The following is a 23368-nucleotide window of genomic DNA, read 5'->3' on the forward strand; positions in this document are numbered from 1 at the left end:
GTCTCAGTCGTCGTCCAGCAGTCCCGCGTCCAGCGTCCCCGTCGTCATCAGTTCGTTCAGTTCTTCGAGGTCGGTCTCCTCGGGTTGCTTGATGTCGACGAGTCGTCCCTGATAGAGGACGCCGATGCGGTCGGCGTGTGCGAGGACGGACTCGATGTTGTGGCTGACGATGACGATGGTGATACCCTCCTCGGCCAGTCTGTCGAGCGTGTCCTGTACGAGACGCGTCGCGTCGACCGAAAGCGCGCTCGTCGGTTCGTCGAGGATGATGACGTCCGGGTCGAACGCGAGGGCCCGACCGACGGCGACGAGTTGGCGCTGGCCGCCGGAGAGGAACTCGACCTCGGTCTTGATGTCGACGTCCCGTCCGAGCTGGTCCATCATTATCGCCCGAGACTGTTCGTACGTGGTCTCCCAGTCGATGAACGAGAAGGGTCCGAGACCGCGCTTTGGGAACTGGCCCATGAAGATGTTCGTCGCGATGTCTAAGTCGTCCATCAGCGCGAGGTCCTGATACACCGTCTCGATGCCGTTGTCGCGAGCGTCCGAGGGGTTCGAGAAGTGGACCTCACGACCGTCCTTGTAGATGGTTCCCTTCGTCGCTGAGTGGACGCCACTGAGGATGTTCATCAGCGTCGACTTGCCTGCGCCGTTGTCGCCGACGAGGGCGAATATCTCGGCCTCCTGAATGTCAAGCGTCACGTCGTCGAGGGCGACGATGCGACCGAACTGCTTGGTGATGTTCTCGACGCGAAGCTTCGGTTCCCCGGCCTCGTCGGTGGCTGGGCTGCTCGCGGCCTCCTGCTCGGCCGTCCCGCTGTCCTCGACGCTCATACCGCACCACTCGCGAGGATGCGAGCCCGGAGTTTGGCCTGCGTGCTGTACAGCAGTATCGCCGCCAGTAACACGAATCCGTTGACCATCTGTATCTGGGTTGCCCCGACGACGGGGCTGTTGTTCAGTGCCGACTGCACTAACTGGATGAGGACGACGCCGCCGAGCGCGCCGGTTATCTTCCCGCGGCCGCCAAAGAGGCTGATGCCGCCGATGACTGCCCCGGCGAACGCCTGAAACACCAGTCCCTCGCCGATGAGCGGCGGGACGACGCCGACGAACCCGGTCAGCATCAGGCCGGCGATCGCCGCCAGCAGACCGCTGATAGTGTAGACGACGATGATGAGGCGCTCGGTGTCGATGCCGACCTCTCTCGCGGACTTCTCGGAACTCCCCAGCGCGTACACCGCCTGCCCGAACGTCGTAAAGCGCATGATCAGGCCGAAGACGAGGAACGCGAACAGGAGCACCCCGATGGCGAACTCCGGCGTCCCGCCGACGTCTACGTAGAGTCGCGGGAGGCCCGTCACCGGTTGGGTCTGCATCGCCGTCTTGGCGCCCTCGAAGATGATGAGGAAGGCCAGCGTCTGCAGGAACGGGTTCAGTCCCACCTTCGCGATCATGATGCCGTTGACGAGGCCGATGAGCGACCCGGTCACGAGGATGATGCCGAACCCGGCCCACGGGTTCGTGGTGACGCCCCAGCAACTCGGACAGGTCCCGAGAAGCATCCCGGTGAACATCGCCGAGAACCCGGCTATCGACCCGATCGAGAGGTCGAAGTGTCCCGACAGCAGACACAGGCTCTCTGCGAGCACCAGCAATCCGATCGGAACCGCGGCCCAGAGAACGAGTCTGATGGCGTTGGTGTTCCGCAGTGTCTGTGGGACGAACACGAGGACGCCGAGGATGACGATAGCCAGTATCGGCCAGATCATGTTGTCCAACAGCGTCAGTATTACGTCGTCTCTATCGCCGAACGTTCGCCCGAGGAATCCTTGTTCCGTAGACATAGTGAGGGGAGTGGAGTGTCGTTAGATACCGCGCTCAGCCCCAGACGTTACCCCAGAGGAACGGCTGGTCGTAGTTCTCTTGGGTGATGACGATGCTGTTGGTCCGGAACCACGGGTGGCCGTTCTGCTCGCGCATGATGCCGGGTTCCCAGATGGGTTCGGACCACATCTCGACGCCCTTGTGCTGGCCGGGTTCGATGGTCAACTGGTCCGAAGTGACTTCCGACCCCACTTCGGGAATGACGCTGTCGTCCATCCCCGACTCGACGTACTGCTTCATGTACTGCATCGCGATGGGGTTGTAGAAGTAGTTGGGCTGGTCGACGGCGGCGTCGATAGTCCCGTCCCCGACGAGGGGGTTGACCTCCGGACTGCCGTCCATCTGCGTGAGGACGATGTGGCCCTCCTCGCCTTTCGACACCAGCATGTTGAGGTTGCGAAGCGCCTGCACGACGCCGAGCCCCATCGAGAGGTTGCCCGAGTAGATGCCGTCGACGCGCCCGTTCGCGTTGATCCACTCCTGTACGGTGGACTGGGCCACGTCACGGGCGTACTCGCCGTTGAGCGTCTGGACGACCTCGATGTTGTCCTGTTCGGCCATCACGTCGAGGAATCCCTGTGAGCGCTGGTTGGCCGACTGGTTGCCCTGAATCCCGCGGACGTTGAGGACCCGGTAGTTGTCCTTGTCCGGGTACTGCTCGTCGAGTGCTTTGACCATCTCCTCGGCCGAACTCGCGCCGCCGTCGTAGTTGCTGAATCCGACGTACAGCGGAATCTCCGAACTGGACGTGTCGGCGTTGGTCGCGAACACCGGTTTCCCGGCGTTCATCGCCTCGTTGATAGCGCCCTCCGCGGCACCGGTCGACCACACGCCGACGAGGATGGCGTCGTGGTCACTGTTCGTGAAGTCGCGGATGTCCTGCACCTGCTTCTGGGCGCTCTGCTGGTTCGGTCGCACGTCGAGTTCGATGCCGAGGTCCTCCGCGTAGAACTCGGCGGCCTCGATGTAGGCCGTAATCCACGACCCCCCGCGGACGTACGCAGACATCCCGACCTTCTCGAGCGTGTTACCGCCGCCGCCGTTGCCGCCGGTGGTGGTGCCGGTGCCGTCTCCCCCGCCGTCACCGCCGTCGCCGCCGTCTCCGCCGTCTCCACCGCCGTCGCCGTTCCCGCCACAGCCTGCAAGTGACACTGTGGTAATCGCAGCACCGGTCGTCTTGATAAATCTGCGTCTGGTATTCTCTGCCATACAGAGGTGAGATTGAGAGTGTATATACATAAAGGTTGTCGAAAATATGCGTTTGACTCACACACTATTCCGACAGACGAACTCGCAGTGGAGAAATCGACAGGAACGGGAAACTGGCCGGAGCACTAGTCGAGTCCGCCGAGGCGAGGAGTGAATCACTCGGTTGCACGGAACGCGTTCTGTCGTGAACGGGACGATGTGAAACAAAAGCGACAGACGATGAGCTCCGATAGCGAACAAATACCCGATCGCACTACATTTCTGTGAGAGTAATCCTATTCTGGCACGGGCAGGAGAAACATAACTATTATTCATTCCTGTTTGGGCCGTATCTGTGCACATATTTACACGAAAGTCCGGGCGGTCGTCACTCGGGGTGGTGGTCGGGTGCCGGTAGCTTCTTTTTACCACATCGAGGATATGCGTGGTATGAAGCTCTACCTCGACACGGCCGACCGTGACCGCATTACCGAAGCCGCGAGACTTGGTGTCGTAGACGGTGTCACCACCAACCCGTCTATCGTGACAGCGGCCGGACTCGGGTACAGGGAGGCGGTCACCGCCATCGCCGACGTCGTCGACGGGCCGGTGTTTGCACAAGTTCTCGCCGACGACGTCGAGGGGATTGTCCGCGAAGCGCGCGGCTATCAGGAGTGGGCCGACGACGTCGTGGCGAAGATTCCGGCGACCCGTCCGGGGTTCGAAGCGCTCGCACGCCTGCGTGACGAGGATGTGCCCGCCGGCACGACAGTAGTCTTCTCCATCGAGCAGGCCGTGCTCGCGGCGAAAAACGACGCCTCGTTCGTCGCACCGTACGTGGGCCGACTCGACGACGCCGGCGAGGACGGCGTGGACACCGTGCGGCGAATCCAGCACATCTACGACACCTACGGCTTCGAGACAGAGGTGCTGGCCGCGAGCGTCCGGAACACCACACAGGCCGTCTCACTCTACGAGGCCGGCGTCGACGCGGTGACGCTGTCGCCCGACGTCCTCGACGACCACGTCCCGCACCCGAAGACCGATGAAGGCGTCGCCGGGTTCGAGGCGGCGTGGGGCGACCGGGGCAGTCCCATCGACGAGTGACGCCGGAGCAGTGACGAAGCGGTCAGACGGCGGCCGTGAGAGGGCTGGTCGCCCCGTCGACACGATCACCGGTTCCGTCGGACGGTATAAGTACGGGGCCGCTGAATCCTGTGCCATGACGTCCGACCCGACAGTCCTCGTGGCAGGCGACACGCTCGTCGACTTCGTTCCCGAACGGCCGGGTCCCCCGAGTGACGCCGGGGGGTATCAGCCGAAGTTCGGCGGGTCAGGGGCGAACGTCGCCCTCGCACTCGACCGCATCGGCGCGTCACCGCTGTTCTGGACGCGACTGGCGACGGACGACTTCGGTGATTTCCTGCGCTCACACCTCGACGATTCGACGATTCCGGACGAGTTCGTCGTTCCGGACCCGGACGCCCGGACGACGCTCGCCGTCGTCACGCACGACGAATCCGGTGACCGCTCGTTCACCTTCTACCGCGAGGACGGGGCGGATACGCGTCTCCAGACCGGTACCGTCCCCGACGAGACGCTGGACGCGGTATCGTGGGTCCACACGACGGGCGTCACCGAGAGCGTAGAGCCCAGTCGGTCGGCGACGCTCGAACTCCAGGCCCGCGCGAGCGAGCGCTGTACGGTGTCACTCGACCCCAACTGGCGGCCGGAGTTGTGGGAGAGCCACCACGAGTTCCGTGCGGTCATCCGCGGGTCGTTGGAGGCCGTCGACGTGGTGAAAGCCACGCCCGAGGACCTCGCCGCGGCCGGGTTCGAGCGCGACGACCCCGAGCAACTCGCTCGGGACGTCGTCGACCACGGGCCACACACCGTCGTGCTGACGATGGGCGACGAGGGGGCGCTGTGCTACGGGACCGACGTGAGCCCGGTAGCCGGATTGGGTCGGCACCCCGGCTACGACGTCGACGTCGTCGACACGACCGGGGCCGGAGACGCGTTCCTCGCGGCGTTCATCGCCGCTCTGACCAACGGTGTCCGAGACGCCGAAGACGCGCTCTCGCTCGCGAACGCGGCGGGTGCCGTCGCCACGACGCAGGCAGGTGCCGTATCGGCGCTGACCGGGTTCGAACAGATACGCCAGTTCCACGACGAGATCCCGTGGGCCGTCTGACCGTCCCGGACAAGCGGACGGCTGTTCCGCCGTGGTGAACAACTCTATATGGGAGGGTTCCGTAGCGGTTCTATGGCCACACAGAACAACACCATCGACGCCACCAAGACGTCGCTGCGAATCATCGAGGAACTGAAACGCCTCGATGGGGCGGGGGTCACCACCGTCGCGAACGAACTCGGCATCGCAAAGAGCACCGTCCACAACCACTTGCAGACGCTCACCGAAGAAGAGTACGTTAACTGCGAGGACGGCATCTACCGTGTCGGCCTGCGCTTTCTCGAACTCGGAGAGTACACGCGAAACCGAATGGATATCTACGAGAAGGCCCGTCCTGAAGTGCTCTCACTGGCCGAAGAGACCGGTGAGATGGCCAACGCCGCCGTCGAGGAACACGGGACGGGCGTCTACATCACACGTGCCGAGGGAACCGAAGCGGTCAGCGTCGACACCTACGCCGGAAAGCGCGTGAAACTCCACTGTACCGCCCTCGGGAAGACGATTCTCGCCGAACTCCCGGAGCAACGGGTCGACGAAATCATCGAGACGCACGGACTCCCCGAACGGACGGAGAACACCATCACCGACACGGACGAACTGAAAGCGGAACTCGACGCGATTCGTGACCGAGGCTACGCGTACGACCGTGAGGAACGACTTCCGGGCCTCCGGTGTGTGGCGGCGCCGGTCGTCGCGGAGGACGGACGCGTCGTCGCAGCGCTCAGCGTCTCCGGACCGACGACCCGTATCAAAGGCGACCTGTTCCACGAGAAGATTCCGGAACTGCTTCGCTCGTCTGCCAACGTCATCGAGATAAACATGGCGTACTCGTAGGCGCCCCCACCGGACGGAACGAGACGTCGGCCGTTCGTTTCTGCCGAAATAGATGAAGCACATAAAACAGTGGCTCGGCATATATATACCTAACAGAGGTACCTTCGTTAGAATAGCCGACGCACGGCGTTCGGTAGAGCGAGACTACCGTTCGGCTGAGCGGAACGGCACTGTCGCCGTCGCGACCGTCCTCCCCCGTGAGAAAAGCTAGTTTCAAGTGATACGAAATCCGTTGTACGGTATGGCTCCCCCGTCTCTCAGAGCGCGGTTACTGGACGGCGAGACGCTGCTCGGGACGTTCCAACTCATCGACTCCCCGATGGCCGCGGAGATGGCAGGCGTCGCCGGCTTGGACTTCACCATCCTCGATCAGGAGCACGGGCCGCTGAGCGCCGAGTCCTGCGTCGCCATGTGTGCGGCCGCCGAGCGCGGGGGTGCTGCCCCCGTGATTCGGGTCCGGAACAACTCCGAGTCGGAGATACAGCGAGCGCTGGACGTCGGCGCGGCGGGCGTCGAGATTCCGCAGATCGAGACGGGCGCGGACGCTCGGGCGGCCGTCGACCACGCACGCTTCGATCCACTCGGGTCCCGCGGGTTCTCGCCGTACGTCCGCGCCGGCGGCTACACCGGCGACGACGACTACACCGACCGGCAGAACGAGACGACGGCGGTCGTCGTCCACATCGAGGGCGAACGCGGTGTGGAGAACCTCGACGACATCGTTGCCATCGAAGGTATCGACGTGTTGTTCCTCGGACCGTACGATATGTCACAGTCCCTCGGCATCCCGGGTCAGGTGCGAGACGACCGCGTCGAAGCCCTGATGCAGGACGTGTGCGACCGGGCCGTGGACGCGGGGAAAGTCGTCGGGACGTACGCAGACGACCCCGAGATGGCTCGGCAGTGGATAGATGCCGGGGCGCAGTACGTCGCCGTCGGCGTCGACGGTGCTATCCTCACGCGGGCGTTCGAGGACATCGCCGAGGCCGTCACCGAGTAGTCCCGCCCCCGGACCGCCGGTAGCTCTTTTGTCACCGCGATTGAACGTCCTCTATGGAACTGACCGCGCTGACCGAGGCGTTCGACCGACGCGACTGGCAAGAGGTGACCGAGACGGCCGACCCCATCCGGTTCGCGATGGTGGGGCTCGGGTGGTGGACCCGGGAGCAGGCGATGCCGGCCGTCGCCGCCGGGGACCTCTGTGAGACGACGGTGCTGGTCAGCGGCGACCGCGAGAAAGCCGTGTCGGTCGCGGACACCTCCGAAACGGTCGCGCGCGCCATCACCTACGAGGAGTTCCACGACGGCGCCGCCAGCGAGGCCTACGACGCTGTCTACGTCGTCACGCCGAACGCGCGCCACCTCCCGTTCGTGGAGAGCGCCGCCGAACTCGGCAAGGACGTCCTCTGTGAGAAACCGATGGAGGCGACGATCAACCGGGCCGAACAGATGGTCGCTGCCTGCAACGAACACGGCGTGACGCTGATGATCGCCTACCGGATGCACACCGAGCCCGCGATTCGGCGGGCGAGAGACGTCATCGAGGCGGGCTACGTCGGCGACCCGGTGTTCGTCCACGGCAACATGAGCGAACCCATCCTCGAACTCGTCCCTGACCCGGACCAGTGGCGTCTCGACTGGGAGCTATCCGGCGGGTGTGCGACGATGGACATCGGCATCTACTCGCTGAACACCGCTCGGTTCCTGCTCGACGCCGACCCGGTGCGCGTGCAGGGGTCGGTCGCGTCGGTACAGGAGGAGTTCGCGGACGTCCCGGACGAACACGCCGCCTTCCAGGTCGACTTCCCTGACCACACGTTCGCCGTCTGCACCGCCAGTCAGAACGCCACGATGGCGAGTCACGTCCGAGTGACCGGCACGGAGGGCGAAGTCCGCGTCGAACCCGCCTTCTACCCGTGGGACGAGCGGCGACTCCACGTCTCACACGGCGGGTCCGACATCGACGTCTCCTTCGAGCAGAGCGACCAGATGGAAGAGGAGTTCGAGTACTTCTCGCACTGCCTGTTGACGGGCGAGGACCCGTACGCCGACGGCGAACACGGACTCGTCGACATCCGGGCGCTGAAAGGCGTCTACGAGGCGGCGGAGGACGGGCGGGCGGTCGAACTCGGATGAGCGACTCAGCGGTGCGTCGACGGCGGGACGACGCCCGGTGACCCGAGGTCGACCCGGTCGCCGATTCTGACGACTTCGAGTTCACGGGGATACCGGTACGACGAGACGTGTTCGTGCAGGGCTTTCGGGTCGCCGGTGACGCCCTTCCACATGTCGAAGTGCGACGGGAGTAGTCGGTCCAGTTGGAGGGCGTTTGCGGCCTCGACGACTTCGTTCTCGGTCATGTACCACTTCGTCGGTCTGGTCTCTCCGTCCCCGGTGTGGTGGATTCGGCCGACGGACCCGAACGCGAGGACGCCGAGTTCGACGTCGAATTCGTCACCGATGCGCTCGAATGCCGCTGCTGGCTTGCTGTCGCCCGGGTGGAAGAACGTCCCCGCGTCGTGTTCGACGACGTAGGAGACCGGTTCGATGGCGTCGCCGTCGTCGGCGTCCCGGACGTGGACCGTGAAGTCGCCGACGGCGAACGAGTCGCCTTCGCTGACGACCGACCGCTTGCCAGACCCGACTCGCAGGTCGCCCTCGTAGTCGGGCGAATCGTAGGACGCCCGTGGGGCGTAGAGTGTCCCGCCGTCGTCGAGGAGCGGCCTGTAGGAGGGCGGGTGCATGTGGTCGATGTGTTCGTGCGTGACGAGGACGGCGTCGGCCGCTCCGTCGGCGGGGTCCATCGGCACCGGGATCATCCGAATCAGTTTCGGCGGGTCGCCGTCGCCGAAGTACGGGTCGACGTACAGCGTCGTGGTCGCCGACTTCAGCGCGAACCCGTTACAGCCGAGGTACCAGACGGCGACGCCGTCGGGTTCGGCCTGCGCTATCTCCGCGGCGAGCCAGTCACCCCACGTCGCGTGAATCGTATCCTGTGTCATGTGTGGTGTCGGTATCAGGTGGCGAGTACACCCCGGTTAGTAAGCGACTACCGCGGCCAGCGACCCCGGTGCGGCGGGGAAACCGGACGCGTCAGCCGAAGTACTGACCGAGGTAGTCGGCGGCGTTGTCCTGCGTGACTTCCAGCCCGTCGATGACGACAGTCTCCTGTACGTCCTCGCCGGCGAGGTGGGCCTTCCCCGTCTCGATGGCGGTGTTGACCATCTCCTCGGGTAACTGCGCGATGGTCCCGTAGTACTGGTTGTCCGAGAACAACTGGACCCACGCCTCGGTGCCGTCGATACCGGTGACGGGGACCGACATGTTCGCGTTCTGAAGTGCCCGATGCGCACCGAGCGCCATCAGGTCGTTCTGACAGAACACGCCGTCTATCTCGTCGCCGTACTGCGTGATGAAGTCCTCCATGACGTTCAGAGCGTTCTGCGTGGAGAACTCGCCCGTCTGACTGGCGAGGCGATTCAGACTGTCGTTGTTGCTCACGGCGTTGCTGAACCCTTCTCCCCGGTCGTTCGTCACGCTCGCTCCGGGCGTCCCCTCCAACTGGAGGACGTTGTAGGTGTCTTTTTCCGCCATCTCCTGCATGAAACCCAGACACAGTTCCGTCGACCGGCGGCCGAGCTGGACGTTGTCGGAGGCGACGTAGCTCACAGTGTCGCCCTCGGCGACGTTGCGGTCGATAGCGACGACGGGGATACCCGCGTCGTTGGCCTGCTGGATGGCGCTGATGACGCCCTCGGCCGTGAGTGCCGAGATGAGCAGGAGGTCGACCTCGTTCGAGATGGCCGTCTCGACGTCCGAGACCTGCGTGCTCTGTGAGTTGCCGGCGTCGTAGAACGTCGAATCCGAGGCGATGGTCCCCTCGCTCTTGGCCGCGTCGAACGCGTTCTGCATCCGGGCGAAGAAGGTGAACTCGAGCGACGGGACGGAGAGTGCGACCGACGGCACGTCTGTCGACTGCGTCGTCTCTTCGGTCCCGCCGTCGCCGTCACCGTCGCCGCCGTCGCCAGTCGTCTCGGTCGTTCCGGTGGCGCCGTCACCGCCACCGTCGCCGCCACAACCGGCGATGAGGGCCGTCCCTGCGATAGCACTGGTACGGATAAACCGTCGTCTGGGAATGTCTCTTGGCATACACCCACACGGTTCGAACCCCCGCATCAAAGAAGTATCGATGAGAAAGAATTATATTTCAGTTATCAATATCTACTCCTGCCCGACGACGTTCGCGAGGACGGCCAGCATCAGGACGATGCCCTGCGCGACCAGTTGTCCCGACGGGCCGACGCCCATGAGGTTCAGGCCGTTCTGGAGGATACCGAGGATGAGGACGCCGATGAGCGTCCCGACCATGTTGCCGGACCCGCCAAAGAGGTTGGCGCCACCGAGGATGACCGCTGCGATCGGCGGGAGCAAGAGCCCGGACCCCATCGTCGGGATGGCGCTCCCGAGGCGGCCAAGCGTCACGAGTCCGGCGATAGCCGCGAACGCGCCGGAGATGACGAGCGTTCCGAGGCGCACGAGTCGGACGTTGATGCCCATGCGCTCGGCAGACTGGCGGTCGCCCCCGATGGCGTAGATGTAGAGGCCGAACTTCGTATACGAGAGGAGCAGTTGCGAGAAGACGAGCAGTGAGAGAAAGACGATGACGATACTCGGGAAACCGAACACTCTCGACCCGCCGAGTCCGGTCAGCGATGGGGGTAACCCGATGATAGGCCGGTTCCCCGAGACGATGAGGCCGAGGCCGTCGGCGAGAAACAGCATCGCCAGCGTCGTCATGAACGAGGGGACGCCGAAGCGGGCGGTGACGAACCCCGACACCGCGCCGAACGTCGCGCCCAGCAACACGCCGACGAGGATGGCCGCAGGGACGGGGACGACGACCCCTTCGAAAAGCCGGGCGCCCACGGCGAGCGTCGCTATGGTCAACCCGCACACCTCCATCACCTGCGCGATGCTCAGGTCTATCTCCGCACAGAGAATCGGGAAGGTGACGCCGATAGCCATGATACCGATTATCGACACCTGTTGGAGGACGTTCACCTGATTGCCGACGGTGAGAAACCGGTCGTTCAACAGGGTGAACGCAGCGTACAGGCCGACGAGGCCGATGATCGGTCCGTACTGGCTCACCTGTTCGAGCGTCACCTGCTCTCGGGCAGCGCCGAAGTCGACGGCCGTGCGCGCCATGCCGTATCGGTTCTGTCGACGCGATATTATGTCTTTGGGACAGTTGACAGTTTCGGACAGTGGGGCGGCCGTTGTCACCCCGGTCCGTGGCGGGGCGAACTATTTTATTGCCCCACCGACATTTCACACGCATGGCCGAGGCCACACAGAGCGGCGACGACCACATCGTCGAGATGGAGGGTATCACGAAGACGTTCGGCGAGGTGGTCGCGCTGGAGGACGTCACGTTCCGGCTCCGGCGCAACGAGATTCTCGCGCTGGCGGGCGACAACGGTGCCGGGAAGTCGACGCTCATCAAGTGTCTCGCCGGGGCGCTCCAGCCGGATTCGGGGACGATCCGCGTCGACGGCGAGGTCGTCGAGATTCCCAACCCGCGCGTCTCGAAGGACCTGGGTATCGAGACGACGTTTCAGGACCTCGCCGTCGCGGGGAACCTCACCGTCACGCAGAACATCTTCCTCGGCCGTGAGGCGGTCTCCGGTCCGGACACCCTCTTTGGCGTCCTCGACAAGCCGGCGATGCGCAAGCGCGCACAGGAACTGCTCGACGACCTCGAAATCCACGTCGACGTCGCCGAGAAAGTGTCGAACCTCTCGGGCGGCGAACGCCAACTCGTCAGTATCTCGCGGACGCTCCTCTCTGATCCGAAAATCGTCATCATGGACGAACCGACCAGCGCCCTCTCCGTGGAGGGGGCCGACCGTGTCCTCGAACTCATCGACCGGATGCAAAAGCAGGGTATCTCCATCGTCCTCATCTCGCACAACCTCGACTACATCAGGCGGGCCGCCGACCGCATCCACGTCCTCCATCAGGGCCGGAGCGCCGGCATCATCGACGCCACCGACTTCGATCAGGACGAGATAGTCAAGCGGATGGTCGGCGGGATGCCGGAGGAAGAGCGCGACGAACAGACCGCCGACGTCTGAGTGCCGCGGTTCCCGTCACTCGTACGTCCGCCGGCCCGTCTCGTTGGCCTCGATGTAGTCCCAGTCGTAGTCGACGCCCAGTCCCGGGCCGTCTGGAACGGGCACGGTCCCCGCGTCGTCGACGGCGTCGATGTCGTCGCGATAGCCGCCGTCGTACACCGGCGGCGTCGTGTTCGGCGCGTCGGGGTGGACCAGCGCCATCTCGTAGTAGTTCGCGTTCCGCGTCGCGGCGATACAGTGACGCTGGGCGGGACCGGGCGCGTGAAACTCCACGTCCAACCCGAAGCCTTCGGCCACGTTCGCAATCTTCGTCGCCCCCGTGATGCCGGCGTCGTACTCCGGGTCCGCCCGGACGAAATCCGTCGCTTCCGTCGCCACGAAGTCGGTGTGGGGTTCCAGCCCGCGGATATGCTCGGTCTGGAGGAGGGGCGTGTCCAGCGCCTGTCGCAACTTCCGGTGGCCGTGCTGGGAGATGCCGCCGTCCCGGTACGGGTCCTCGTACCAGAGGTAGCCGTGGTCGTCACACGCCCGTCCGACCTGCAGGGCCTCGGCAAAGGTGTCGAGGTCACAGGCCGGATCGACCATCAGGTCCATCTCGTCGCCGACTCGCTCGCCCACCGCGCGGACCGTCGCTTCGAGCAGGTCCGGGTCGCGCCAGTCGCCGTCCCAGCCGTGGACCTTGTACCCCGGGTACCCCATCTCCAGACACGTCTCGGCGAAGTCGGCGTACGCTTCGGGGGAGTCCAGCCCTCCGCTCCGGTCGCCCTGATACGTCGACGCGTAGGCCGGCAATCGCTCGCGATAGCTCCCCAGCAACTCGTGAATCGGCGCGCCGTGCTTCTGGCCCGCATAGTCCCACAGCGCGATGTCCAGCGGCCCGATACCCATCCGGTCGTACTTCCGGAGCGCCCGTTTCAGTTCGGACCAGTGGTGTTCGCGCCGCGTCGGGTCACGGCCGATGAGGTAGTCAGCGACGGTGTTTATCTGGGCGGCGCCGGGCGAATTGCTCCCGACGTACTCGCCAGTTAGTCCATCACTAACGTCGACTCTGACCCCGAACAGGCGCCGCTCCATCGTGTTGCCGGGGTCGTAGACGACGTCGAACCCGCCCGGCGGCGTGCCCACGTCCGGCAAGGCGTAGCTGAATTCGATGACCTCGATGGACTCTATCGTCGGGGACATACCCGTGTGACTCGCCGCCGCGGGATAAACATCTAGGGGCAGTAACTGGTCTACGTCTCGTGGACCGACTCGAAGGTCCGGTGGGCCATGTACGAGTAGTCCCGCGCGGAGAGGAACGGGGCTTCCTCGACCCACGAGAGACACGCCTCGTAGCCGGCCCAGTCGTCCATCCACGGGTAGTCCGACCCGAGCATCAGTCGCTCGGTACCGAACCAGTCGGCGAGGTGTCGGACGTACCCCCACAGGTCCTCGTAGGGCCAGGACTCGTCGCTGGACCGGGGAAGCGAACTCACTTTGACCGCGACGTTGTCGTGGTCGGCCAGCGACTCGAAGTCGGTCCACGGTGCCTCACTCGGATCGGTCGTCTCGTCGGGGTAGGCCATGTGGTCGACGACGAGTTGCACGTCCGGGTACCGCTCCGCGAGCGTCTCCAGCATCGAAATCTGCTCGGCTTTGGGGAAGACGAATATCGAGGTGTCCTGCGTGGCCGCCTCGTCCCAGACGGGTTCGAGCGCGTCGTCGAGTATCCAGTCGGCGGTCCGGTCCAGTTCGGAGGCGTGTTCCTCGTAGGCCAGACAGGCGTGCATCCTGACGCCGAGCATCCGGTCGTGGCCGACGACGCGGCGGAGGGCCGAACGGACCTGTTCGGAGTCACCGTAGAAGTCCATCAGGCCGACGCCCCACAGGCGGTCTGGAGAGGCCTCGATGGAGCGCATCGTGTACTCGTTGGCGCGCACGCCGCGGCCGTACAGCGGCGTCGTGACCATGACGCTCTCCTCGACGCCGGCGGCGTCCATGTCGGCTATCAGGTCGTGGGCGGTGTAGGCGCCCTCCCAACCCGGTGGCAGGAGTTCGGCGGACCACGGCAGTTCCTCGGTGTCGGGGCCCCACGTGTGCGTGTGTGTGTCTACGAATCGCATCGAATCACTCCAGGTTTCCCCCGCCGCTCACTCTGAGGACGTCGCCGACGACGTAGTCGGCCCGGTCGCTGGCCAGCCACAACACCGCGTCCGCGAGGTCCTCGGGTTGGCCGAGTCGACCGAGTGGCCGCTTCTCGCCGCGTTTGCGGAGGATCTCCTCGGCGGTCCGGTCGGGGTCGTCCCTCGCTTCCATCTCGGCCTCGTAGCGGGTCTGGGCCGTCTCTGTGACGTCCGTCGAGATGGCGTTCATCCGGATGCCGTGCTCGGCCAGTTCCTGCGCCATCCGCCACGTCAGGCCGTTTATCGACGTCTTCGAGATGCCGTACAGGCCGAACGGGCCGGTACGCCGGTCCCCCGCCTGACTGGTGTGGTTGACGATACAGCCCTCGATATCCTCGGCTATCATGTGCTCGGCGACGAGTTTCGCGGCGTAGTACTGCGACCGGACGTTGACGTTCATCGTCGTGTCCCACTGGTCCAGCGTCGCCTCGACGAGCGACTCCTCACGGGGCCACATGGCGGCGTTGTTGACGAGCAAATCTATTTGCTCGAAGGCGTCGATGGACTCCTCTACGAGCCGTTCGAGAGCCCCCGGGTCGCCGACGTCCGCCGCGACGCCGATGGCGTCACCCGGCCCTCGCTCGTCGAGTTCGTCGGCGGCGTCAGTCACGTCGACCTCGTCCCGCGCGTTGACGACGACGTTCGCCCCGGCGTCGGCGAGTCCCTCCGCGATGCCCCGGCCGATGCCCTTCGTCGACCCGGTGACGATCGCGGACTCGCCGGCGTAGTCGTACTCGGTATGCCCTACCATGACACAGTAATCGTCTCGCTATACCGTCAAGAATCCACCGGTAGGCCCCATCGCGACGAGACGTCGACCTCGCGGTCGGACGCTCCCGAGCCGGCAATCGCCCGTGGAAGCACGCAGATTTATTGGGATGGTCTCTCATGATACTGCTATGGCTCCGGAGATTACCAGCATCGAGTCAGTGGAGTTCTCCTATCCTATCGAGGACGTGGGTACCGACCAGCACGGGTTCAACCTCGTCTACGAACCCGGATCGGTGACCGAGCGAAAGCTGTTCGGCCTCAAGATTCACACGGACGAGGACAGTACGGGCGAGTACGTCGGCGGGAACTCGCCGGGCGCGGCCCAGATCAACACGTTCGCGAACTACCTCGTCGGGAAGAACCCCCTGAAGCGGGAGAAACACTGGAGCGAGATGAAGCGAGCGCTCCGGAAGTACGACCGGATGGGGATGGGCCCCATCGACATCGCGCTGTGGGACTTCGCCGGGAAGTACCACGACGCACCCATCCACGAACTGTTGGGCACCTACCGCACGAAGTTTCCCGCCTACGCGTCGACGTACCACGGCGACGAGAACGGCGGTCTCGACACGCCCGAGGCCTTCGCGGACTTCGCCGAAGAGTGTCTGGAACTGGGCTACGGCGCGTTCAAGATTCACGGCTGGGGCGGCAGCGAGGGGTCACGTGACCTCGACAGAGAGATAGCCGCGGTCCACGCCGTCGGCGACCGCGTGGGCGACGAGATGGACCTGATGCACGACCCGGCCTGCGAACTGGAGACGTTCGCCGACGCGCTGAAACTCGGCCGCGCGCTGGACGAGGTGGGCTTCTTCTGGTACGAGGACCCGTATCGGGACGGCGGCATCTCCCAGCACGGCCACCGGAAGTTGCGACAGGCCCTCGACACCCCACTCCTTCAGACCGAACACGTCCGCGGCCTCGAACCGGCGACGGACTTCGTCGCCAACGAGGCGACGGACTTCCTCCGGGCGGACCCGGAGTACGACGCCGGCATCACGGGCGCGATGAAACGCGCGAGCGTGGCCGAAGGATTTGGCCTCGACGTGGAGTTCCACGCGCCCGGCCCCGCCCAGCGCCACTGCATCGCGGCCATCCGCAACACCAACTACTACGAGATGGCGCTGGTCCACCCCGACGCGCCCAACACCACGGCGCCCATCTACGCCGGGGAGTACGAGGACCAACTGGAGACCGTCGACGGGAACGGTATGGTCGAAGTCCCGGACGGCCCGGGACTGGGCGTCGACTACGACTGGGACTACATCGAGGCCAACCAAACGGGAAGCCTCCACACCTACGAGTGAGATGACATACAGAGCCGGTATCATCGGAACGGGCGGTATCGCCGGAATGGGTATCCTCGGGATGCACGACGAGGCAGACATCGGACGGAAGAAGGTCCGAGCGAGCCACGCGGGCGGGTACGACGCCACCGAGGGCCTCGAACTCGTGGCGGTGGCCGACGTCGACGAGGAGAAACTCGACCGCTTCGGCGAGGCGTGGGACATTCCCCCGGATCGGCGCTACGTCGGCCACGAGGCCATGCTCGACGCCGAGGACCTAGACGTCGTCTCGGTGTGTACCCCGTCGTATCTGCACGCGGACCACGTTGTCGACGCGGCGCGGTCGGCGGCCGACCCGTCGCTCGTCTGGTGCGAGAAACCCATCGCCTCCTCGGTGACCGACGCCGAGGAGATGGTCGACGTCTGCGCGGAGACCGACACCGAACTGCTCGTGAACCACTCGTTCCGGTTCACGACCAAACTCCAGCGACTCCGCGATCTCGTGCAGGACGAGGACATCATCGGCGACGTGCGCTCCGTCGCGACCCAGTTCCGGATGGAACTGCTGCGCAACTCCACGCACTTGCTCGACACCCTCGTCTACCTGCTGGACGACCGGGCCGACACCGTTTCGGGATACATCACCGGCGAGAACGAGGCCGTCGACTCACTGGAAGCGGCCGAACGGGTCGACGATGCGGGCGGCGGCGGGTTCGTCGTGATGGACGACGGCACGTTCGTCACCATCGACTGCACCATCCCGCGGGCGGAGTCCTCGATGACGCTGCAGTTCATCGGGAGCGAGGGGAAACTCTACCTCAACAACGACGACGGCGAGTGGCGCTATTGGCGGTTAGAGGACGGCGACCACGTCGAGGAGTCACTCCCGGGCATCGACGGCGCGTGGACGTGGGACGAGGACTACCGCGACGCCTTTGCCAACGCTGCCGGCGACATCGTCGCCGTCCTCGACGGGGACGTACCGAACCCGTCGACGGGCGAGGAAGCGACACGGTCGCTGGAGATCATCGCCGGGTTCTACATTTCGCACTACACCGGCGGCCAAGTGTCCATCCCGCTGGACCGCCCGCTGAAAGACGTGACAATCACGTCGTGGTGAGTCGGGTCGAGCGAAGTGGTGTTCCGCGTACCTGAACGACGGTTCCCCGGAACCGGCCGACCCGTTTTTCTGCTCGGAATGCCAAGGAATGGTATGGACGACGACGCCGACGTGGTCACGCTGACGTACAGATCGACCGGTTCGGCCGACGTAGCGTCGTCGCTACGCGACGAGACGTTCCAGCGCTACCTCCGCCGGTCGAAGGAGGGACCCGTCTCCGCCGGCGAGAAGTGGGACGAGGTAGTCAACGACGGATGCGGGACGACGACCGACGTCACACTCACTGTGGCCCGAGTAAGCGGCGGTGGGGCCATCGGAGGGGCGACACAGTTCGAGTTCATCCCGGCGACGGAGTCATAACGGGTTTTCGCCGTCCGGCTGTTCAGTCGAAGTGAACGCGGCGTAGCGTCCCTGTCCCGGCCCGTCGGCCGATCGCATAACACAGGTACGTCTGTTATAATATCGAGAGTAATCCGTTTTCCTTGGCCGTCGCCGTGTTCCCCAGGGTGGAACAACTGTCTCGCCCGTCCGGATAGCGACCACGAAAATCGGTCGGCGTGTCGGGAGTGTCCGCCGGATGGGCGACTGGGGATGCGCCTCTGGAGTCAGACGGTCGCCACTGTGTTCGAGAGGCGGCCGATATCCTCGATGTCGACGTCGATGCGGTCGCCCGGTCGGAGCGTGAACCCCTCTTCGGGGACGAGCGACGTTCCGGTCAGTAGCACCGTCGTCTCCGGAATGCTGTTGTGACGCGTGAGAAACGAGACGAGTTCCTCGCAGGTACGAACCATCTCACCGGTCGAGGTGGCCCCCTCGTACTGTCGCTCGCCGTCGCGTTCGACGGTCATGGTCATCTCCAGATCGTGTGGGTCGCCGACGGAGTCTGGCGTCGCGACGCATGGGCCGAGCGAGCAAGAGCGGTCGTAGATCTTCGCCTGCGGGAGGTAGAGCGGGTTCGAACCTTCGATGGACCGACTGCTCACGTCGTTGCCGACCGTGTAGCCCACGACGTCGCCATCGTGGAGTACGATGCCGAGTTCGGGTTCGGGGACGTCCCACTCGGAGTCGCCGCGGATGCCGACCGCTTCGCCCGGACCGACCACGCGCGAGGGCGTCGCCTTGAAGAATATCTCCGGCCGCTCGGCCTCGTAGACGTCGAGGTACATCTCGGGCATCCCGCTCTCGGCCTCGCGGGCCTGTTCGCTTATCTCGTAGGTGACGCCGGCGGCCCACACCTCGTCGACGACCGGTGCGGTACAGTCGGCGGCGTCGGGTGGTTCGACCGCCGCCGCGTCGTCGAACAACCCCGTAGCCACGTCGTCGACAACCACCCCAGCGACGTCGGCGACGTGTGCGAGGTCGGTGAACGACGTCACGCTCGACCGGGCGGCAGTGAGGTCGTAGGCAGTGTCGTCCGCACGGGCGAGTAGCCGTGGCTGTCCGTCCGTGACTGTGCGATAGTATCGCATACGTAGCTACTGCACGCCCGAGGTTCTTGTCGGTTCCGGTGGCCCCACCAAAACTTTCTCGTAGCCCCGGCGTGTCGATTAATTCGATGACCGAAACGTACCACAACTACGTCGACGGCGAGTGGGTAGCCGCCGAGACGGGCGAGACGTTCGAGAACCGCAACCCCGCCGACCGGAGCGACGTGGTCGGGGAGTTCCAACAGTCCGGCGTCGAGGACGCCGAACGGGCCGTCGAGGCCGCGGCGGCCGCGAGCGACGAGTGGGCCGACACACCGGGGCCAGAGCGCGGGGCGATTCTGCGGGCCACGTCACAGGCGCTCGAAGCGCGCAAGGACGAACTGACAGAGACGCTCGTCCGCGAGGAGGGGAAGGCCCGGCCCGAAGCGGCCGGTGAGGTCCAGCGCGCCATCGACATCTTCTCGTACTACGGGGCGAAGGCCAGCGACATCGGCGGGACGGTCAAGTCCTCTAGCAGTCGAGATACGACGCTGTACACGGTGAACGAACCCGTCGGCGTCGCCGGCCTCATCACGCCGTGGAACTACCCCATCGCGATTCCGGCCTGGAAGATCGCGCCGGCACTGGCCACCGGAACGACCGTCGTCTTCAAGCCCGCCTCCGCCGCGCCGAACGTCGCCCGGAAACTCGTCGAGTGTCTAGACGAGGCCGGCCTCCCAGACGGCGCCCTCAACTTCGTTACCGGACCGGGCCGCTCCGTCGGCAAGACGTTCACTACGCACGAAGCCGTCGACGCCGTCTCCTTCACCGGCAGTTCCGCCGTCGGAAACACCGTCGGTGAACAGGCCAACGAGACGGGCAAGCGCGTCCAGCTAGAGATGGGCGGGAAGAACCCCGTGGTCGTGATGGACAGCGCGGACGTCGACGCGGCGGTCGACATCGCCGCGAGCGGCGCGTTCGGCGTCACCGGGCAGGCCTGTACGGCCACCTCCCGGGCCATCGTCCACGAGGACGTCTACGACGAGTTCGTCTCGGGCGTCGTCGAAGCCGCCGAGGCCATCGAGGTCGGCCCAGGCCTCGACGGCGCGGACATGGGCCCGCAGGTCAACCAGAGCGAACTCGACAGCACGCTGGAGTACGTCGACGTCGGCCAATCGGAGGGCGCGACGCTCGAAACCGGCGGCAACGCGGTCGACGTCGGCGACGGCTTCTTCGTCGAACCGGCGGTGTTCTCGGACGTGGAACCGGACATGCGCATCGCACAGGAAGAGATATTCGGCCCCGTCCTCGCAGTGCTCCCCGTCAGCAGCTACGAGGAGGCCCTCGACGTCGCCAACGGCGTCCCGTACGGGCTCTCGGCGAGCATCGTCACGCAGGACCTCACGGAGGCCCACGACTTCGTGGCCGAGTCCGAATCCGGCGTCGTGAAGGTAAACGAGAAGACGACCGGACTGGAGCTCCACGTCCCCTTCGGCGGGATGAAAGACTCCTCCAGCGAGACGTACCGCGAACAGGGTGACGCCGGCCTCGACTTCTACACCCTCTCGAAGACGGTGTACCTGAACTACTGAGGCCGCGATCCGGTTGCACCACCACTTTTTGGCGCCAGCAGTTCGACGGGATGCCGGGGCTTGCGCTCTAGCAGGGCGTCGATCTGTTCGAGACAGGAGGTGCCACTGGCGACGACCGGTCGCTCACTGACGCCCTCGGCGTCGAGTTGTGCGGCCAATCGGTCACCGACGTCCATGCTGAGTTCGTAGTAATCGCTCTTGTAGCCGAAACTCCCGGCCATGCCACAACACTCCACGTCGGAGGTGACTACGTCGTAGCCCAGCCGTTCGAGGACGGCGACGGTGTGGGCTTCGAGGCCGAGCGTCCGCTGCTGGCAGTGGGCGTGGTAGGCGATTTCCTCGACGTCGACGGCAGCCAATCCCCCCTCGTCCGCACCGCTTTCGAGCAGTCCGTAGACGTACTCCAGCACCTCGTAGCTGTGCTTCGCGAGCGTCTCGAACGTAGACTCGTCGACCAGTTTCTCGTACTCGGAGACGAACATCGCGTGGTCGCTCGGTTCGATGACGACCACGTCCCGCCCGTCCGCAATGTGCGGCGAGAGCACCTCGTAGACTCGTTCGGCGTGGTCCGTCGCCGTCGCGACCATTCCCTGTGAGAACGGGGCCCGGCCGCTTGAGGACACCTCGGGCACCACGACGTCGACGCCGAGCGCTTCGAGGACTTCGACGGCCGCTTTCCCCCGCTCGACCTGTACGTGGTTGGTGTAGAGGTCCGGGTAGACGACGGCCCGTCTCACGGGGTCCGTGACAGTCGACGCCCGGTTCGCGAACCACTCGACGAGCGTCTCACGCTGGAACTGCGGGAGGTCGCGGCGCGGGTCCACGCCCAGCACCCGGTCCATGAGCCACCGCGCAGTCTGCGTGTCGGCCAGCCAGTTCGAGACGGGCGCGGTTGCGCTCCCGAGTCTCGCGACCGTCTCGAAGTTGCCGAAAAAGCGCTTCTGGAGTGGGGCGCCGTCGGCTTCCGCGTCGGGCGTCAGCCCGTCGACCAGCCACTCCGCGGGTCGCTCTCCCTCGCGGTTGATGCGGTCCCGAACGACCGTGTTGATCCACGGAATATCTATCTCGACCGGGCAGGCGTTGACACACCGGGTGCACCCCGTACAGAGGTCGTTGAACTCGGCGGCGGTGTCCAGCCCCTCGATGCCGGCCTCCCATCCGGTGGCGATGCCGCCCGAGTACGTCTCGCCGCCGAAGGCGTGCCCGCCGACGCTCTGGAAGTTCGCACACGAGTTCGCACACGCCGAACAGCGGATGCAGTACAGCGTCTCGCGCAACTGGTCGTCGTCCCGCATCGCCATCCGGCCGTTGTCGACGAGGACCAGATGGAAGTCCCGGTCGTTTGCGAACGCAGAGAGGGGCGTCTCGTCGTCCGCGAAGTCGACGGCGGGCGTCTCGACCGGCGGCGTCAACAGCGAGACGTAGGAGGTGATGTCCTGTCCGGTACCCGAGCGACCGATGAGTTCGACGAACGGCTGGAAGTCGGCGACGCTCGGGACGATTTTCTCGACGCCGGCGACGGCGATATGGGTGTCCGTCGCCGCCACCGTCTTCCGTGCGTTGCCCTCGCTGGTCACGAGCGCCATCGTCCCCGACTCGGCGGCGAGGAAGTTCGCGCCCGTGATGCCCACCTCGCTGTCGACGATGCGCTCGCCCAGTTTCTCGCGGGCGAACATCGTCAGTTCCTCGGCCGTCTCCAGCGGTTCCTCGGGATCGAACAGTTCGTTGAACAGGTCGGCGATGGACTCCCGGGACTTGTGGATAGCCGGCGCGACGATGTGGGAGGGCGCTTCCTCGGCCAACTGGAGGACCCACTCGCCGAGGTCCGTCTCCAGGACGTCCACCCCGTCGGCTTCCAGCGCTTCGTTGACCTCCAGTTCCTCGCTGGTCATCGACTTGCTCTTGACCACGCGGGAGGCGTCTCGCTCGGCCACGACCGACCGGATGTACTCGTTGGCGTCCGCGGCGTCCTCGGCGACGTACACCGTGCCGCCGTTCTCGACGACGGACGTCTCCAGTCGGTCGACGAGTTCGGGCAACCGCTCGATAGCGTCTTCCTTGATGGCTCTCGCCTCGCTTTTGAGCGCCTCGTAGTCTTCGAGGTCGGCCACCGACGCGTACCGGCCCTCGTTGAACCCCTGCGTGTTCGCTGCGATGGCCGCCCCCTCGGTCCGCATCAGGTCGCGGATGTCGTCGACTCTCGACATTCAGGCGTCCTCCGTGACGACGATGGCTCTGACCTCTTTCGGCCCGTGGGCCCCGCGGACGAGTGCGCCCATGTCAGCCGTCGCGCTCGGGCCGGTCGCGAGTATCGCGCTTCCCCGTGATTCGTCTATCTCGTCCCCCAGCGATTCGATAGCTGTCTCCATCTCGGTGACGAGGTCTGTCTCACGGACGACGACGACGTGGGTGTCGACGAAGAGACTCACCAGTTCGCTCCCGCGGTCGGTCTGTTCGAGCGCGACCGTCCCGTAGTCAGCCACGCCGAGACGCGCACCAGTCACCCCCGTTCTTGCCTCCCTGAGTTCGACCGGGGTGGGGTCTACGACCACGTCGGTATCGGCGAGCGAGAACGCGTCGTCGGCGAACGTCTCGTCCAGTGCGACGCCGACCGCTGGCGGTTCCACGACGTCGTTCACCTGTGATGCGACGGCCGCTCGGCCGACGCGGGTCACCGGCACGTCGTACTCGGCGAGCGACGACTCGAACGTAGCGAGTGTATCTGAGGCCATTGGTATTCGAATACATGGTTCACACGAGTATAAAATTTCGAACCGAAAGCACCGCACCGTCG

The 23368-nt window shown here is 65.2% G+C and carries 22 protein-coding genes; 10 read left to right on the forward strand and 12 right to left on the reverse strand.

The genetic code is table 11. The features are described from left to right. Positions 1-3: 3 nt before the first annotated feature. The 3 genes from NDI85_RS02770 to NDI85_RS02780 are packed head-to-tail and all read right to left on the reverse strand — an operon-like array spanning position 4 to position 3096. Positions 4-834 carry an ATP-binding cassette domain-containing protein gene (locus NDI85_RS02770; RefSeq protein ID WP_310914842.1) on the reverse strand — a complete coding sequence of 277 codons (831 nt, stop codon included), beginning with the start codon at positions 832-834 and terminating at the stop codon, positions 4-6. Beyond that, the gene (locus tag NDI85_RS02775; RefSeq protein ID WP_310914843.1) at positions 831-1847 is read right to left on the reverse strand and encodes an ABC transporter permease; all 1017 of its coding nucleotides are present in this window, start codon (positions 1845-1847) and stop codon (positions 831-833) included. The genes NDI85_RS02770 and NDI85_RS02775 overlap by 4 nt, the downstream gene beginning before the upstream one ends. A gap of 34 nt (positions 1848-1881) precedes the next feature. Next, complete coding sequence (locus NDI85_RS02780) at positions 1882-3096, reverse strand: sugar ABC transporter substrate-binding protein (protein WP_188994844.1); 1215 nt, start codon at positions 3094-3096, stop codon at positions 1882-1884. A 429-nt stretch (positions 3097-3525) separates the two neighbouring features. Between NDI85_RS02780 and NDI85_RS02785 the strand changes: the two genes are divergently transcribed. From NDI85_RS02785 to gfo6, 5 genes are all read left to right on the forward strand, one after another. After that, positions 3526-4182 (forward strand): transaldolase family protein, encoded by a 657-nt coding sequence (locus tag NDI85_RS02785; RefSeq protein ID WP_188994842.1) that lies wholly within the window; start codon positions 3526-3528, stop codon positions 4180-4182. Between the two features lie 115 nt (positions 4183-4297). Next, positions 4298-5269, forward strand: coding sequence for a carbohydrate kinase (locus NDI85_RS02790; protein WP_310914844.1), 972 nt, complete (start codon positions 4298-4300; stop codon positions 5267-5269). Positions 5270-5341: 72 nt separating this feature from the next. Continuing rightward, the gene (locus tag NDI85_RS02795; protein ID WP_188994838.1) at positions 5342-6103 is read left to right on the forward strand and encodes an IclR family transcriptional regulator; all 762 of its coding nucleotides are present in this window, start codon (positions 5342-5344) and stop codon (positions 6101-6103) included. Between the two features lie 241 nt (positions 6104-6344). Next, positions 6345-7103: an aldolase/citrate lyase family protein gene (locus tag NDI85_RS02800; protein WP_310914845.1), complete on the forward strand. Its 759-nt coding sequence runs from the start codon at positions 6345-6347 to the stop codon at positions 7101-7103. Between the two features lie 53 nt (positions 7104-7156). Then, complete coding sequence (gene gfo6, locus NDI85_RS02805) at positions 7157-8239, forward strand: D-xylose 1-dehydrogenase Gfo6 (RefSeq protein WP_188994834.1); 1083 nt, start codon at positions 7157-7159, stop codon at positions 8237-8239. 5 nt (positions 8240-8244) lie between these two features. On the opposite strand, the gene NDI85_RS02810 is transcribed toward gfo6, so the two are convergent. From NDI85_RS02810 to NDI85_RS02820, 3 genes are all read right to left on the reverse strand, one after another. Continuing rightward, a complete protein-coding gene (locus NDI85_RS02810; RefSeq protein ID WP_310914846.1) occupies positions 8245-9105 on the reverse strand; it encodes an MBL fold metallo-hydrolase in 861 nt (286 codons plus the stop codon). A 91-nt stretch (positions 9106-9196) separates the two neighbouring features. Next, positions 9197-10252: a substrate-binding domain-containing protein gene (locus NDI85_RS02815; RefSeq protein WP_310914847.1), complete on the reverse strand. Its 1056-nt coding sequence runs from the start codon at positions 10250-10252 to the stop codon at positions 9197-9199. A 72-nt stretch (positions 10253-10324) separates the two neighbouring features. Beyond that, the gene (locus NDI85_RS02820; protein ID WP_188994828.1) at positions 10325-11311 is read right to left on the reverse strand and encodes an ABC transporter permease; all 987 of its coding nucleotides are present in this window, start codon (positions 11309-11311) and stop codon (positions 10325-10327) included. A 131-nt stretch (positions 11312-11442) separates the two neighbouring features. On the opposite strand from NDI85_RS02820, the gene NDI85_RS02825 reads away from it, so the two are divergent. Then, a complete protein-coding gene (locus NDI85_RS02825; RefSeq protein WP_188994826.1) occupies positions 11443-12240 on the forward strand; it encodes an ATP-binding cassette domain-containing protein in 798 nt (265 codons plus the stop codon). A gap of 15 nt (positions 12241-12255) precedes the next feature. Here the strand turns inward: NDI85_RS02825 and NDI85_RS02830 are convergent, their stop codons facing one another. The 3 genes from NDI85_RS02830 to NDI85_RS02840 are packed head-to-tail and all read right to left on the reverse strand — an operon-like array spanning position 12256 to position 15153. After that, on the reverse strand, positions 12256-13422 hold the full coding sequence (locus tag NDI85_RS02830; RefSeq protein ID WP_310914848.1) for an enolase C-terminal domain-like protein: 1167 nt from the start codon (positions 13420-13422) through the stop codon (positions 12256-12258). A 50-nt stretch (positions 13423-13472) separates the two neighbouring features. Then, entirely contained in the window at positions 13473-14342 is an 870-nt protein-coding gene (locus tag NDI85_RS02835) for an amidohydrolase family protein (protein WP_310914849.1), read from the reverse strand. A gap of 4 nt (positions 14343-14346) precedes the next feature. Continuing rightward, complete coding sequence (locus NDI85_RS02840; protein ID WP_310914850.1) at positions 14347-15153, reverse strand: glucose 1-dehydrogenase; 807 nt, start codon at positions 15151-15153, stop codon at positions 14347-14349. Between the two features lie 148 nt (positions 15154-15301). Between NDI85_RS02840 and NDI85_RS02845 the strand changes: the two genes are divergently transcribed. The 3 genes from NDI85_RS02845 to NDI85_RS02855 all read left to right on the forward strand — a co-directional run bounded on the left by NDI85_RS02845 (position 15302) and on the right by NDI85_RS02855 (position 17936). Next, positions 15302-16477: a mandelate racemase family protein gene (locus tag NDI85_RS02845; RefSeq protein ID WP_188994818.1), complete on the forward strand. Its 1176-nt coding sequence runs from the start codon at positions 15302-15304 to the stop codon at positions 16475-16477. 1 nt (position 16478) lies between these two features. Beyond that, positions 16479-17576 (forward strand): Gfo/Idh/MocA family oxidoreductase, encoded by a 1098-nt coding sequence (locus NDI85_RS02850; protein ID WP_310914851.1) that lies wholly within the window; start codon positions 16479-16481, stop codon positions 17574-17576. A 93-nt stretch (positions 17577-17669) separates the two neighbouring features. After that, positions 17670-17936, forward strand: a complete 267-nt coding sequence (locus NDI85_RS02855; protein ID WP_188994814.1) for a hypothetical protein — start codon at positions 17670-17672, stop codon at positions 17934-17936. A 245-nt stretch (positions 17937-18181) separates the two neighbouring features. Here NDI85_RS02855 and NDI85_RS02860 read toward each other — a convergent pair whose 3' ends face one another. Next, the gene (locus NDI85_RS02860; RefSeq protein ID WP_310914852.1) at positions 18182-19045 is read right to left on the reverse strand and encodes a fumarylacetoacetate hydrolase family protein; all 864 of its coding nucleotides are present in this window, start codon (positions 19043-19045) and stop codon (positions 18182-18184) included. An 86-nt stretch (positions 19046-19131) separates the two neighbouring features. Here NDI85_RS02860 and NDI85_RS02865 point away from each other — a divergent pair, with 86 nt between their 5' ends. Then, positions 19132-20574 (forward strand): aldehyde dehydrogenase family protein, encoded by a 1443-nt coding sequence (locus tag NDI85_RS02865; protein ID WP_188994809.1) that lies wholly within the window; start codon positions 19132-19134, stop codon positions 20572-20574. Here the strand turns inward: NDI85_RS02865 and NDI85_RS02870 are convergent. Beyond that, positions 20568-22781: an LUD domain-containing protein gene (locus NDI85_RS02870; protein ID WP_310914853.1), complete on the reverse strand. Its 2214-nt coding sequence runs from the start codon at positions 22779-22781 to the stop codon at positions 20568-20570. The genes NDI85_RS02865 and NDI85_RS02870 overlap by 7 nt on opposite strands. Beyond that, a complete protein-coding gene (locus NDI85_RS02875; RefSeq protein ID WP_310914854.1) occupies positions 22782-23306 on the reverse strand; it encodes an LUD domain-containing protein in 525 nt (174 codons plus the stop codon). Positions 23307-23368 lie beyond the last annotated feature (62 nt).

It is taken from the genome of Haloarcula sp. S1AR25-4, from assembly GCF_031624555.1.
Classification (GTDB): domain Archaea; phylum Halobacteriota; class Halobacteria; order Halobacteriales; family Haloarculaceae; genus Haloarcula; species Haloarcula pellucida.

What these genes read in the sequence shown, in the direction of transcription:
- NDI85_RS02770 (WP_310914842.1), bottom strand. Translation starts at nt 834, where the DNA reads ATGAGCGTCGAGGACAGCGGGACGGCCGAGCAGGAGGCCGCGAGCAGC.
- NDI85_RS02775 (WP_310914843.1), bottom strand. Translation starts at nt 1,847, where the DNA reads ATGTCTACGGAACAAGGATTCCTCGGGCGAACGTTCGGCGATAGAGAC.
- NDI85_RS02780 (WP_188994844.1), bottom strand. Translation starts at nt 3,096, where the DNA reads ATGGCAGAGAATACCAGACGCAGATTTATCAAGACGACCGGTGCTGCG.
- NDI85_RS02785 (WP_188994842.1), top strand. Translation starts at nt 3,526, where the DNA reads ATGAAGCTCTACCTCGACACGGCCGACCGTGACCGCATTACCGAAGCC.
- NDI85_RS02790 (WP_310914844.1), top strand. Translation starts at nt 4,298, where the DNA reads ATGACGTCCGACCCGACAGTCCTCGTGGCAGGCGACACGCTCGTCGAC.
- NDI85_RS02795 (WP_188994838.1), top strand. Translation starts at nt 5,342, where the DNA reads ATGGCCACACAGAACAACACCATCGACGCCACCAAGACGTCGCTGCGA.
- NDI85_RS02800 (WP_310914845.1), top strand. Translation starts at nt 6,345, where the DNA reads ATGGCTCCCCCGTCTCTCAGAGCGCGGTTACTGGACGGCGAGACGCTG.
- gfo6 (WP_188994834.1), top strand. Translation starts at nt 7,157, where the DNA reads ATGGAACTGACCGCGCTGACCGAGGCGTTCGACCGACGCGACTGGCAA.
- NDI85_RS02810 (WP_310914846.1), bottom strand. Translation starts at nt 9,105, where the DNA reads ATGACACAGGATACGATTCACGCGACGTGGGGTGACTGGCTCGCCGCG.
- NDI85_RS02815 (WP_310914847.1), bottom strand. Translation starts at nt 10,252, where the DNA reads ATGCCAAGAGACATTCCCAGACGACGGTTTATCCGTACCAGTGCTATC.
- NDI85_RS02820 (WP_188994828.1), bottom strand. Translation starts at nt 11,311, where the DNA reads ATGGCGCGCACGGCCGTCGACTTCGGCGCTGCCCGAGAGCAGGTGACG.
- NDI85_RS02825 (WP_188994826.1), top strand. Translation starts at nt 11,443, where the DNA reads ATGGCCGAGGCCACACAGAGCGGCGACGACCACATCGTCGAGATGGAG.
- NDI85_RS02830 (WP_310914848.1), bottom strand. Translation starts at nt 13,422, where the DNA reads ATGTCCCCGACGATAGAGTCCATCGAGGTCATCGAATTCAGCTACGCC.
- NDI85_RS02835 (WP_310914849.1), bottom strand. Translation starts at nt 14,342, where the DNA reads ATGCGATTCGTAGACACACACACGCACACGTGGGGCCCCGACACCGAG.
- NDI85_RS02840 (WP_310914850.1), bottom strand. Translation starts at nt 15,153, where the DNA reads ATGGTAGGGCATACCGAGTACGACTACGCCGGCGAGTCCGCGATCGTC.
- NDI85_RS02845 (WP_188994818.1), top strand. Translation starts at nt 15,302, where the DNA reads ATGGCTCCGGAGATTACCAGCATCGAGTCAGTGGAGTTCTCCTATCCT.
- NDI85_RS02850 (WP_310914851.1), top strand. Translation starts at nt 16,479, where the DNA reads ATGACATACAGAGCCGGTATCATCGGAACGGGCGGTATCGCCGGAATG.
- NDI85_RS02855 (WP_188994814.1), top strand. Translation starts at nt 17,670, where the DNA reads ATGGACGACGACGCCGACGTGGTCACGCTGACGTACAGATCGACCGGT.
- NDI85_RS02860 (WP_310914852.1), bottom strand. Translation starts at nt 19,045, where the DNA reads ATGCGATACTATCGCACAGTCACGGACGGACAGCCACGGCTACTCGCC.
- NDI85_RS02865 (WP_188994809.1), top strand. Translation starts at nt 19,132, where the DNA reads ATGACCGAAACGTACCACAACTACGTCGACGGCGAGTGGGTAGCCGCC.
- NDI85_RS02870 (WP_310914853.1), bottom strand. Translation starts at nt 22,781, where the DNA reads ATGTCGAGAGTCGACGACATCCGCGACCTGATGCGGACCGAGGGGGCG.
- NDI85_RS02875 (WP_310914854.1), bottom strand. Translation starts at nt 23,306, where the DNA reads ATGGCCTCAGATACACTCGCTACGTTCGAGTCGTCGCTCGCCGAGTAC.